The sequence below is a fragment of the Vannielia sp. SX4 genome, from assembly GCF_052828525.1.
Map to the genome: position 1 here is coordinate 2,577,345 of NZ_CM128247.1, position 11,468 is coordinate 2,588,812.

15 protein-coding genes are annotated in these 11,468 nt (G+C 61.7%); 3 read left to right on the top strand and 12 right to left on the bottom strand.

Annotation, left to right across the window (positions count from 1 at the left end):
• Positions 1–90 precede the first annotated feature (90 nt).
• The 9 genes from ACUXVX_RS12710 to ACUXVX_RS12750 all read right to left on the bottom strand — a co-directional run bounded on the left by ACUXVX_RS12710 (position 91) and on the right by ACUXVX_RS12750 (position 6,924).
• A complete protein-coding gene (locus tag ACUXVX_RS12710) occupies positions 91–885 on the bottom strand; it encodes an ABC transporter permease (protein ID WP_446308585.1) in 795 nt (264 codons plus the stop codon).
• Entirely contained in the window at positions 882–1,619 is a 738-nt protein-coding gene (locus tag ACUXVX_RS12715) for an ABC transporter ATP-binding protein (protein ID WP_446308586.1), read from the bottom strand. The genes ACUXVX_RS12710 and ACUXVX_RS12715 overlap by 4 nt, the downstream gene beginning before the upstream one ends.
• Before the next feature lie 19 nt (positions 1,620–1,638).
• A complete protein-coding gene (locus ACUXVX_RS12720) occupies positions 1,639–2,265 on the bottom strand; it encodes an ABC transporter ATP-binding protein (protein WP_446308587.1) in 627 nt (208 codons plus the stop codon).
• Positions 2,262–3,008 carry an ABC transporter permease gene (locus ACUXVX_RS12725; protein ID WP_446308588.1) on the bottom strand — a complete coding sequence of 249 codons (747 nt, stop codon included), beginning with the start codon at positions 3,006–3,008 and terminating at the stop codon, positions 2,262–2,264. Before ACUXVX_RS12725 ends, ACUXVX_RS12720 begins: the two co-directional genes overlap by 4 nt.
• A 4-nt stretch (positions 3,009–3,012) precedes the next feature.
• Positions 3,013–3,987, bottom strand: a complete 975-nt coding sequence (locus ACUXVX_RS12730; protein WP_446308589.1) for an ABC transporter substrate-binding protein — start codon at positions 3,985–3,987, stop codon at positions 3,013–3,015.
• Between the two features lie 63 nt (positions 3,988–4,050).
• Positions 4,051–4,317 carry a PepSY domain-containing protein gene (locus tag ACUXVX_RS12735; RefSeq protein WP_222469208.1) on the bottom strand — a complete coding sequence of 89 codons (267 nt, stop codon included), beginning with the start codon at positions 4,315–4,317 and terminating at the stop codon, positions 4,051–4,053.
• Between the two features lie 14 nt (positions 4,318–4,331).
• The gene (locus ACUXVX_RS12740) at positions 4,332–4,772 is read right to left on the bottom strand and encodes a hypothetical protein (protein ID WP_446308590.1); all 441 of its coding nucleotides are present in this window, start codon (positions 4,770–4,772) and stop codon (positions 4,332–4,334) included.
• 11 nt (positions 4,773–4,783) lie between these two features.
• Positions 4,784–5,758 carry a YVTN family beta-propeller repeat protein gene (locus tag ACUXVX_RS12745; protein ID WP_446308591.1) on the bottom strand — a complete coding sequence of 325 codons (975 nt, stop codon included), beginning with the start codon at positions 5,756–5,758 and terminating at the stop codon, positions 4,784–4,786.
• A complete protein-coding gene (locus tag ACUXVX_RS12750; RefSeq protein ID WP_446311536.1) occupies positions 5,755–6,924 on the bottom strand; it encodes an ABC transporter substrate-binding protein in 1,170 nt (389 codons plus the stop codon). Before ACUXVX_RS12750 ends, ACUXVX_RS12745 begins: the two co-directional genes overlap by 4 nt.
• 259 nt (positions 6,925–7,183) lie before the next feature.
• On the opposite strand from ACUXVX_RS12750, the gene ACUXVX_RS12755 reads away from it, so the two are divergent.
• The 3 genes from ACUXVX_RS12755 to ACUXVX_RS12765 all read left to right on the top strand — a co-directional run bounded on the left by ACUXVX_RS12755 (position 7,184) and on the right by ACUXVX_RS12765 (position 9,469).
• Positions 7,184–7,738, top strand: a complete 555-nt coding sequence (locus ACUXVX_RS12755) for an SRPBCC family protein (RefSeq protein WP_446308592.1) — start codon at positions 7,184–7,186, stop codon at positions 7,736–7,738.
• 64 nt (positions 7,739–7,802) lie between these two features.
• Positions 7,803–8,669 (top strand): YncE family protein, encoded by an 867-nt coding sequence (locus ACUXVX_RS12760; RefSeq protein ID WP_446308593.1) that lies wholly within the window; start codon positions 7,803–7,805, stop codon positions 8,667–8,669.
• Positions 8,669–9,469 (top strand): quinoprotein dehydrogenase-associated SoxYZ-like carrier, encoded by an 801-nt coding sequence (locus ACUXVX_RS12765; RefSeq protein WP_446308594.1) that lies wholly within the window; start codon positions 8,669–8,671, stop codon positions 9,467–9,469. Before ACUXVX_RS12760 ends, ACUXVX_RS12765 begins: the two co-directional genes overlap by 1 nt.
• Positions 9,470–9,486: 17 nt before the next feature.
• Here the strand turns inward: ACUXVX_RS12765 and ACUXVX_RS12770 are convergent, their stop codons facing one another.
• From ACUXVX_RS12770 to ACUXVX_RS12780, 3 genes are read right to left on the bottom strand one after another with little or no spacing between them, the layout of a single operon-like run.
• Positions 9,487–10,020 carry a PQQ-dependent catabolism-associated CXXCW motif protein gene (locus ACUXVX_RS12770; protein WP_446311537.1) on the bottom strand — a complete coding sequence of 178 codons (534 nt, stop codon included), beginning with the start codon at positions 10,018–10,020 and terminating at the stop codon, positions 9,487–9,489.
• Positions 10,021–10,022: 2 nt separating this feature from the next.
• A complete protein-coding gene (locus tag ACUXVX_RS12775) occupies positions 10,023–10,862 on the bottom strand; it encodes a substrate-binding domain-containing protein (RefSeq protein WP_446308595.1) in 840 nt (279 codons plus the stop codon).
• Positions 10,843–11,310, bottom strand: coding sequence for a c-type cytochrome, methanol metabolism-related (locus ACUXVX_RS12780; RefSeq protein ID WP_446311538.1), 468 nt, complete (start codon positions 11,308–11,310; stop codon positions 10,843–10,845). The genes ACUXVX_RS12775 and ACUXVX_RS12780 overlap by 20 nt, the downstream gene beginning before the upstream one ends.
• Positions 11,311–11,468 lie beyond the last annotated feature (158 nt).

Sequence of the window (11,468 nt, forward strand, 5' to 3'; positions counted from 1 at the left end):
GCACAGCGTCTTACACACCAATGCTCATACATGTTATTTACATAATACCGATTATGGGACTTATGTATGCGACCAAAGGCGTAACTTACGCTACCCTCTCGATTGGCGCTGCAATCCCCGCGCGGGATCGTAGCCGACCAAAGCCGCACAGAAGAACAACAGAAAGCACCCTGCTACCACAGTGAGGGCCCAGAGGTTCGGTGTGACGTAGAGCGAAAACCGGATCAGCTCGACCGCATGGGTGAACGGATTCCACGCGCATATGTCGCGCAGCAGCTCCGAACTCTCAGCCATTTTCCATAGCGGGTACAGAGCCGAACTTAGGAAGAACATCGGGAAGATCACGAAGTTCATCACCCCAGCGAAGTTTTCAAGTTGCTTCACCGTAGAGCTGATGACCAGCCCCAGAGCCCCCAGCATGAGGCCTGAAACGATCAGCGTCGGAAAGACGAGCAGATACCCTTCCCAAGGCAGTTGGATGCCGTAGAGCGCCGCGATGCCGAGGAAGGCGTAGACTTGCAGGATCGACACCGCCACACCGGCGAGCAACTTGCAGAACAGGAGCCACCAACGGGGCATCGGAGAAGTCAGCAAAAGCCGCATCGAGCCCATTTCCTGATCGTAAACCAGGCTCAATGAGCTCTGCATCCCATTGAAAAGCTGGATCATTCCGCAGAGGCCCGGGAGGATGTAGACCTCATAGGTGATATAGGTCTGGTATGGCGGAATGATCGAGACGCCAAGGGCCGCACGGAAACCTGCCGCGAAGATCACCAGCCAGACTAAAGGCCGCACAAGGGCTGAGAAAAACCGGCTCCGCTGGCTCACGAAGCGGGATGCTTCGCGGCGGACGATGGCCAGCAGGGCGGTCAGATAGGCGTTCACGCCCCCTGCCCCACGGGTGCTTGCTGCGCGGTCATGGTCATGAAAGCCGCTTGGAGTGTGCCAGCTCCAGCGATGTCCGAGGCTTGCTTATGCGCAAGTACTTGGCCCTTGTGTAACACAACCACATCATCCTCCGGTGCGATCTCATCGACCAGATGAGTGCACCAGAGCACGCTTAAACCTTGGCCCGCAAGCCCATGAACGTGCTCGGTAATTGCCAGCCTTGATGCCGTGTCCAGCCCAACTGTCGGCTCATCGAGGAGCAGCAGTTCTGGCCCATGAACCAGCGCCCGGGCGATCTCCATCCGCCTGCGATGGCCGCCATTCAGGCTTCGGACCTTTTCTCCCGCCCGCTCCCGCATTTCGAGCCTGTCCAGCGCCGCGTCAATTGCCGTTTGAGCCGAGCGGCCGAAGATACCGTGCAATGCCGCGAAATAGCTCATGTTGCGGGCGACAGTCATATCAAGGTCGAGCGTTGGCTGTTGGAAGACGACGCCGATTTTAGCCAGCGCTGCGCGGGGCTCGCGTGCCATGTCATGGCCAGCCACCCGGATTTTGCCGTCGCGGGTCACGAGCAAGCGGGTCAGGAGCGAGAACAACGTGCTCTTGCCGGCCCCGTTCGGCCCCAAAAGCGCGCAGAACCTTCCTCTCGGGAGTGAAAAGCTCACCCGGTCCAGCGCCTTTTTGGGGCCGTAGTGAAAGGAAACCACATCGAGTGACAGTGCCGGGGTCACGCTTAAATGCGCCTCTTTCTCAGTTGGTTACGCATCGAAGGTGATCCTTGGTCTCGGGGTGCAAAACTGCTGGGCGACCGCTCAAGTGAACGATCCGTTCGGTTAGGCGCTCTGCTTCTGGCCGGGCGTGCGTGACAAGCATGAGCGCTGGCCGGGTCTCGGCAATGAGCGTCTCCGTCAAGCGCATCATCTCCTCAGCCATCTCCGGGTCCAACGACACGAATGGCTCATCCATCACCAGAAACTCTGGCGCACAGGCGAACGCCCGCGCGAGTGAGAGGCGCCGTTGCTGACCGAGGGACAGCTGCGCCGGGAAGAGTGCCGCCTTGTCTGCGATGCCGACCCGCTCCAAGGCCTCCGTTGCGGCCTGCTCGGTCAGCCCTCGATGGATGAGCGTGAGGTTCTGCAAGGCAGTCCGCCACGGCAAAAGCGTGGGCTCTTGAAAGACCACGCCCATCTGTGCGGGCCGGTCAACTTCTCCACTGAACTTGCGGTCGATGCCCGCAACGATCCGCAAGAGCGTGCTCTTGCCCACTCCAGAAGGACCGAGCACGGCCAACCGCTCCCCCTGCCCCAGTGTGAACTGGATGCGCCCGAGCACTGTGGTGTCGGCAAAGTTCTTCTCCCGGATATCGACCTTGATCATGCCAGCCGCCACCGCCTCACGCGGCGCTCCCAAGGCTGTAAAATCAGCCATTCGACCGCGAGCATGACTGCGATGAAGGAGAAGGCATAGACCAGCACCATGCCCACATCAAAGAGTTGGAAATAGAGGTGGATCTGGAAGCCGACGCCGCTGGAGCGACCGAGGAATTCGACTACCAAAACAATCTTCCAGATCACCGCGATCCCGGAGCGGGCAGCGGCGGCCATAAAGGGCGCGAGTTGGGGCAGTACCACGTGACGCATCCGATCCATGAGCGGCATTCGGTACACGCCTGCCAGGGCGTCAAGATCCGGCGAAAGAGCCCGCGCGCCCTCTCGAATGACCGTGGTCACATTTGGCACCTTGTTCAGGGTCACTGCTGCAATGGCGGCAGCTTCCGTGAGGCCGATCCAGAGGTAACAGAGTACGATCAGTACGAGCGCCGGCAGGTTCAGGAAGACCACAAGCCAAGGGTCGAGCCATTGGTTGACCCGTTCCGAGCGGCCCATGGCCAACCCGAGTAGGCAACCGAGCGTCATGGCCAGCAGGAATGCCCAGACCACCCGCAGGAGTGTGTGGCCGAGGTGATAGAGCAACTCGCCGGATCGCAATTCATCCCAGAATGGGCCGATCAGCGCCCAGGGTTGGGGGAGAACGGTGGGGTCGGCAGACAGCGCCGCCGCAACGATCCAGAGGCTTATCAGCCCAAGGAGCGAAAGCGCAGGCGTGCCGACCCCTCTCACACAGTCACTCGGAAGTCAGGAACAGCCCCTTGGGCAGCTCCGTTGCGTCACCGACAAGATCAGCACCACCAAGCCGGGCCATGACCTTGAGGAGTGCATCCGCCCCCTCTTCAGACACCGGCGCATCACCGGGGATGCCAGCACGGAAGTCGGCCTTGAGGGTCTCGAACTGCGCATCGTTCTGCGCATTCATCATCGGCCGGACCGCCTCCCACGCGGCATCATCTTCCGCGAGCAGAGCCTTCGCATCGCGGCTGGCGCGGTAGAGTGCGTGGCCGAGATCGGGATTGTCAGCAAGGAAGCTCTCTTTCATCACATAGCCGAGGAGCGGGGTTTCCGGGTCCAGCCCCAGCGCGCTGCTGGCCTGCTCGACCGAGATCACCTCACGCATCCCGGCGGCTTTCATCTTGGCGAGAAAGTGCCAGAAGTTGATCGCCCCGTCGGTCTCACCCGAAAGCCCGCTCTTGAAAATCAGCGGCGGCGCGCCGAAGACCTGCTCGGTCTCGGCCTTCAGGTCCATTCCGTATTCCTGCTCGGCATAGGCCCGCAAGATCAACCAACTCTTGTCGAGCGGACCGCCGGCGATGCCAACCTTCTTGCCCTTCAGGTCTTGCAGGCTCTGCACTTCGGAGCCCTCGGGCACCACGAGGCCGCCAACGGCCTTGGAGTAAGGGATCACCACATAGTCTTTTCCGGCGGCCCGTTGGCGGGCGACCCAGATCCAGTCTGCCACGGCCACATCCGCTTCGCCACCTTCGAGCGCGACGCGGGTGGCGCCGTTGTCGGCATAGGGCTGGACGACAAGTTCAAAGCCGTGGGCCTTGTCGAAGCCATTGGCCTTGATCGTCTCAAGCTCCCAGTTCACCGTGCCGATCTTTAGGGTGGCAAAGCGGATTTGCGGCAGATCCTGCGCAATCGCGCCTGCCGCCGTCACAAGGGCCGCGGCCCCTGCCAGTGCAAGTGTTCTCAGGCTTTTCATGTCAGTCCTCCCAGAGTGTAGCCCCCTGCCCCGCATTCTGGAAGCAGGGGGCTCGTGGGCGGCCTATTCGGCGCGCCGCCCGGTTTCGTTCAACTCCGCGTCGAGCGTGATGTCATACTGCTGACCGCCCTCGCAGATCACGTCATCCAGCTCGTAGCCGCCATCGTCTTCCATCTCGATGTCGTCTTCGGCCATCTGGCACTTCATCTCGGTGAGCTTCATCATGATCTTCTCGACCGTCTCGGCATCTGGCCCGTCGCCGTGGCTCTCGGCAAAGGCGGCACCGCCCAGCATCAGGGTTGCGGCGAGGGTAGCAATCGTGCGTTTCATCCTGAGGTTCCTCCCTATTGGATGTTGAATGTGACCATCTGCGTTTCCCCGGTGCTTCCGGGGATGCGCAGCACGTGGCTGCCCGGCTTGATCGCCACAAAGGAGATTTCAGCCGTTCCCGCTGCGTCGAACTCGAGGCTCTCGACCGCCATCGGCCGGATCTCGATTTGGTTGATGACGATCTCGTTCATCCAGATCGCCCTGAAGAAGTCCGGCCCGTTGATCGCCAGTTCGGCAGAGCCATCGGCAGTGATCATCAGCTTGTAATAGGCACCCGATTGCAATGCGATCACCGGCTCCGCCGAAAGCGGCTGCCCGGAGGCCAGTGTGAGCTCAATCGGCTCCCCCCGGTTGCAGCTTGCGAGTAGACCGGCAAAGCCGAGGTCGTCGCAGAGCGGTGCGGCAGCGGCCGGGGCTGCCATGAGTGCGGCAAATGCCATTGCCAAGTGTTTCATCTTTCCTCCCATCATTCCGGCGTCACCACAGCGCCCCAGGGCTGCTGCCCCACCTGCACCGACCGGATCGCCTCCTGAGCCTCCACATCGATGATCGTCACATCGTTGGAGTTGCCATTTGTCGTGACCAAGAATTTCTCATCGGGCGTGAAGGCGAGTTGCCACACACGTTGGCCGACCAGAATGTACTTCTCCACCTCCATCGTATTGATATTGATTACCGCGACGCGGTTGGCCGGGCCTAGTGCGACGAATAGCCAATTGCCATCTTCGGTGGCCTTTGCCCCCACGGGTTGCAGCCACTCCGGTTGCACGCCAGACACCTCGAAGCCGATCTTCTGCGTCAGGTTCGGCGCATCGCCCGTCATGTCGATAACGCTGACCGTTCCGCCAATTTCCGAGGTGACAAAGAGCCATTTGCCATCAGCGGTGAACTCGGCGTAGCGCGGGCGCTGGTCGACAAGGATGTTGTGCTTGATGGTGTAGTCTGAGGTGTCGATGAAATGGGCCATGTTGGTGGTCTCGGACGTATTGACCACCCATTTGCTGTCGGCGGAAATGCCCATACCCTCCGGCTCAACCCCCACTGGCACCTCGGCCAGCACGGTGTGGCTCTCGGTGTCGACCACCGTCACGAGGTTATCGTCTTCGTTGGCGATGTAGAGCGGGTTGCCCGAAGGGTGCAGCACAAAAAGCTCCGGGTCCGGACCCGAAGGCAGCGTGTGCACCTCTTCATAGGTTTCGGTGTCAAAGACGCGAACCAGATCATCGTCGCTCGCACAGACATAGAGCAGCTTGCCATCGGGGCTCATGGTGATACCGCGCGGGCGGTTTCCAGCGGAGAACTCCTCCAGAACCTCCCAACTCGTTGCATCCAGCACCGTAACGGTGTTGCCGCGCTCGTTGGACACGAACACCTTCTCCGCCGTGGCGGGCAGCGCGGTTGTGGCCAGCAATGCGGCCAAGCCCAATCCTCTCATAGTCATCCTCCAAATGCAGTGCAGGCGCTTTCGGGCTGGTCCAGCCCGAGCGTGTCGAGCGGCGAGACCTGATGCAGAAAGCCCTCCTGCGGTGAAACACTGGCTGTGATCCGCCCGTCGAAGAGCAGGATCGGCTGGCGCAACTGACCGTTCCACGAACGGAACGTGACCGGCACGCCCTTGAAGGCGGCCACTTCAAACTCTTCGCTGAGCAGGTAATCCCGCAGGGCCGCGACCTCGCCAGTGTTGGCCCGCGTCACCGCCTCCCCAATGATGCGCAGCGCAAGCCAGGTGTTGTAATCTTCTTCCCGCACATAGCGACCCGCCAGTTCGTCAAACCGGGTCTGAAACTGGGTCGCGCCCCAAGCCTCTTGGCCACCGTGGAACGTGACCGGACGCAAACCGCCGGACCCCATGACGGGCGCTGGCGTCCAAAGATGGAAAGGCAGATAGGGCGCGAAGTAGTCCGAGGCATCGGCGGCGATCACGATGTCATGGTCTTCCGCGCCCTGCGTGGCAATCGGCACCTGCCGCTGAACCAGCACATGGCCGGAGTCTGTGCGCCGTGCGCCGCCGGTATCCTCGAACACCCGCTTCTCAACGATTTTGGCGCCGAACTTCGCAGCTGACCTGCGATAAGCCTCCGCCAGCGAGAGGTCAGCCGGGTTGGAGCCGTGGATCAACAACCATTCGGGCCATTTCTTCCACACGGCGAACTGCGCGACCGCATCGGCCTTCATGGCATCGCTTGGTGCGATGTGCAGCGTATTGGCTCGGCAGTCGGCATCCCTGAGCGCGATGCCCTCGGCTGCCGCGTTCAGGATCAGAACCTCCGGGCCTGCCATATCTGCCAGCCTCAAAAGGTCTTCGTTTTCGGCCAGCACCACTATGGTTTCATGCCCTGCCTCAAGCAGAGCCTTGAAGGCGACATCCGCCCCCTCGGGCGGGACTGATACCGTTTCAATCTCGTAGCTGTGGCCAAGAAAGGCGCCCGTCGTCATGTTGTCTTCGGTCGCCAGAACGGCACCGGCAAAGCCAAGATCCTCGGGCACTTCATCGAACCGTGAAATAGGAGCAAGGCGTGGATAGTCGATCCGGAATACGGCGGAGCGCATCTCGACGGCTCCCGCAGGCGCGGCGAACCCGAGCGCGCACATGCCGGCAGCCAGCATAGTGGCAAAGTAGCGCAAATTGTCCTCCCTGCACCGTCAGTTGCGGCGCTTCAGAACAGCCTGCCATAGGCTCGGCCCTCGCCAAACCGATACCTTTGGCGCAATTGCGCACTATGGCATACACCTTAGCATTCTCCCGAAGATTGTGCCGATTGTGCAGGCTGGGTCATTGATATCCCGGCATTTTTTGCCCCATGTCCCGGAGGAGCGGGGCGGCGGAAAAACGCGCAGGCACAGGGCTCAAGGGAGGACTACACTCGTGCCAAACCGCACTCGCCGCGCACTCATTCTGGCTGCACTTGCTGTTCCGGCGCTCGCAGCCATTCCTGCCGCAGCTCACGGACCGACCCGTCAAAAGGTAACGCTGACGACAGAGGTCGCCGCGCCGCCCGCAGAAGTCTGGGAGGTCATCGGCAACTTTCAGGACATGTCGTGGCACCCGGCGGTGCACTCCACGCAAGGAGAAGGTGGCAACGAGATCGACGCAACCCGCCTGCTGACGCTCGGAGAGGAAGGCGGCCCGACGATCGACGAGATCCTCTATAAGTACGATGCGGAGAAGATGACCTACTCCTACCGCATCACTGAGGTTGCGGTGGAGACACTGCCGGTTACCAACTACTCTTCGCATCTGACCGTCAAGCCCGGTGCAAACGGCGGCTCGCTGATTGAATGGCGCGGGGCCTTCTACCGAGGCTACCCCAACAATGACCCACCCGAGCACCTGAACGATGAGACAGCCATCGCTGCCGTCACCGGAGTTTACCAGGCAGGGCTCGATGCGCTGGCCGACCGTTTTGGTGGCACCAACTAGGCGCATCGGGATCCTCCCCGCCCTCGCCGTGGTCCTGTATCCCCTACCGGCCGCGGCGGGGGATTTGGCCTTCGTCACGAACCAATCCTCCTCCGATGTCTCGATCATCGACCTTGAGACCCGGTCGGAACGGGGTCGCTTTGCGGTGCCGGGCCAGCCCGCAGGCGTAGTGGCCGCGGGCGGTATGGTCTGGGTCGTGGCCCCCGAGGCCAAGGCAGTGCGCAGGCTTTCTGTGAATGGCAGCTTGGAGGCCGAAGTTACCTTGGACGGTGGGCCAACTGGCATAGCGCTCGATCCGGACCGAGATCGAATTTTTGTTTCAGACTGGTTTAATGCCCGTGTCTGGGTGCTGGACGCAGCATCACTCGCCCCCATTGATGAACTCGCAACCGGCGCGGCCCCGGCCGGGCTTGAGGTGTCTCCAGATGGCCGCTGGCTCGCTGCTGCGGTCCGCGATGCCGACGAAGTGGCTTTGTTCAATGCGGAGACTCTGAACCAACACGCGACCCTACCCACAGGCATCCGACCCTATGGGCTGGGGTTCGATCCGCAGGGCCGCCTTTGGGTCGGCAACGTGGGCAGCAATGATGTCACCGTCATCGAGCCGGCCCAAGCCAAGGTCATCACCACATTGCCCGTGGGCGAGCGCCCCTATGGCATCGCATTTGCCAAAGACCGCGCGTTTGTGACCAACCAGTATGCCGACACGGTTTCCGTGCTAGACTTGGCCAACCTCGCCCCCGTCGCCACCCTCGACGTGGGTGAATACCCTGAGGGGATCGACGTGGCTGCAGGTGGCACGCAGGTTGTGGTGGCAGGTTGGTTTTCCAACACGCTCACCGTGATCGACGCGCAAAGCCTCGAAACCCTGGCCGAAATCCCAACCGGTGACGGCCCGCGCGCCTTTGGCCGCTTCGTGATGGAGGAATGATGAAAGCCCTGCTCACTGCCGCGCTGCTTGCGTCTGCCAGCCCTGCCCTTGCCCTGGAGCCTGCTTGGCCGGACCTTGAGGCCGCTCTCTACGAGGGGCGCACCCTGAACGCCGGCGAGAACATCATCGCCATCGACGCGCCCTATCGCACGTACGACGATGCTCGCACCCGGATCGCGGCCCAAGTTGCCGCGCCCGAGGGACAGATGCTGGCTTCGCTCACCGTGATCCTCGATGAAAACCCGATGCCAGTGTCTGCTGTGTTCACTTTTAACAGCCCCCTGCCCCGCTTCAATTTCGAGGCCACGTTTCGCGTAAACGGCCCGACGCCGTTGCACATGGTCGCCGAAACCACCGATGGGCAGCTGTGGATGGTGGAGAGTTTCGTCAAAACTTCGGGCCAAGGCGCCTGCGCTGCGCCGCCGGGGACCGACCCGGAAGAGGCCCTGCTGAACCTCGGCGATATGGAGATCGGCGTATCCGGCGGCGCTTCGCCGCTCGACCGGCTGGGCGCGCTGGCGCATGGCCAAAAACAGGTGGATATCGACGTGAGCCACCCCAGCCATTCGGGCATGCAGATGGATCAGATCTCGCTGCTGTTCATCCCGATGCGCTATGTCGAAAGCCTCGATGTGGAGCTGGATGGCGCGGGATACGTCGATATAACTGGGTCTATTTCACTCTCTGAAAACCCCAGCGTCTCTCTCTCTGTCCCACGCAGCGCGGGCCACGTTGGTGTGACGATGACGGATACAGATGGCACAACCACCCGCGCCGAGCGCAGCCTAGCCGATTGGTAGGTGGGCGCAGTTGCCCCCTAGCCGCCCGGCTCAGGCTCCACCACTTCAGTTGGATAATCAAAAAAAGCCCATCCGTCCGTGCCTTCCGGCAGCCAATAGACCTCGGAGTATCCCCACTCCAAAGCCCGCTTTGCCGCGTTCCAGCTCATCCAGCAATCTTCCAGACAAAAGATCAGCACAGGGTGAGCCGTATCCCCCCCGGTCACCTTCTCCAGCCCTGAGCGAAAATACGCGACCGTCTGGTCGGCAATCGCTCCATAGCCAACATTCGGCAACCAGATCGCTCCGGGGATGGTATGGCGCGGCTTCTCACGCCAGATCGTGCCCTCCGGCAACCCTTCAGGCTTGGGCGCGCGTGGCAGAACGTCGATGAATGCTACACTTCCGGTTACCCACAACGCATGCGCCTCTTCCGGCCCGACGACAGTGCCGCCTTCAAGCGTGTCGGGGACGGGGGAGCGATAGTGCTCCATCTGGTAGCCATCGGGTTCGCTAACTTGGGCGAGCGCGGGCGAGGTCAGCAGCATCAAGACCGCCACGACCCCGCGCATGCTCATTCCGTGGCGTCCAGCATCCTGTCGCCCATGTCCGCAACCAGAGGAACGCCGGCCTCTATCAGGATCGCGTTTATCTCATCCTGATTACGACGGATGAGCGAGTTCAGCTTGCGTTGCCAAACCTTATCTCCCAGCCGCACGCCCATCGTGATCCGGAAAAACAGCCGGGGCGGCAGCTCCTCTTTCAGGAGCGGGATGACTTTCATCCCCGGGTGCCCCTGCTTGACCAGCGGCCCGCCAATCGGCCCCCAGAGAATGGCCGCGTCGATCTCGCCGCCCGCCAGGTCATCCAGCATGTCCTCGGTGGGGCTCTCAACCCGACGGTCGACGTTGAGGTTGTAGGGTTTCGCCGTTCCGATCAGCCCGTTGCGGGCCATGTGGGTAGCCGGGGGCGAGCCCGCGATGATGCCGATCCTCTTGCCCTGCAGTGCCGGGTCAGACAAGCGCTCTACCCCCGCCAAATCGCCGCCGTTAGGCACGATTAGCGTGTACACTGAGGTCATGTAGTGGTTGGTGTTCAACACCAGCTCATGGCCTTGAGCATAGGCCATCACCACGTCACAGCGGTTGGCCCGGAGCGTTTGCCGGATGAACCCAGTCGCCATCGGGAACCACGTGTAGGTGACGGGCAACTCCAGCTTTTCCGCAATGAGCTCTGCGAGCCTGTTCTCATAGCCCGAGCCGTCTTCCATCGACATTGGCGCATTGGCCGGGTCTGCACAAACGCGGAAGGCCGTCTTGCTGACGAGGTCGGAGGTTTGCGCGCCAGCGGCGGTGGCCAGCATCAGCGCCAGCCCCGCCGCATATGTGAGCGTCCTACATGCCAAGGCAGGCATTCTCCGCCTCGCGGATCGCATCTGTCTTGTCTTCACGGCCAGCGGGCCGACCGCGTGGTACGGCCTCGGTGCCGCGTGCCTTGAGGTAGACGTAGATGTCATCAAGGTAGCACATGACGTTGGGGTTATCGCCGAAGGCGGGCATCACCGAGTTTTCGGCGGCGTTGATCTTCTGGCGCCCATTCACCACCACGTCGACGAAATCGTAGTAATCCATGTCGATCGCCGAGTCTTTCAGAGCAGGCGCATAGGTCGAGCCCATGCCTTCAGGCCCGTGGCACACGTGGCATTCGGAGTGGTAGCGGCGGAAGCCCGAGTAGGTCAGCCAATCCACCTTTGCCCCGTCTTCGGTGATGTTGTAGGTCGGGATGTCGTCCTCGGTGTAGTAGCGTCCGTCTTCCTCGTAGGCGACGGAGATATTGTCGACCTCATCCTGCGCGACGACCATGGCGGGCGCGGCGGCGATCAGGGAGGCGGCAAGGATGCGCGAGAGTTTCATGTATGTCCTCGGAGTGGTCTGGGCGGTTCGGCACGGAGGGGCATCATGCCCACCCCGTGCCGATCGCTCTTGTCTCTTGTGGTGCCGCCCCCGGGGAGCGGAGGCAG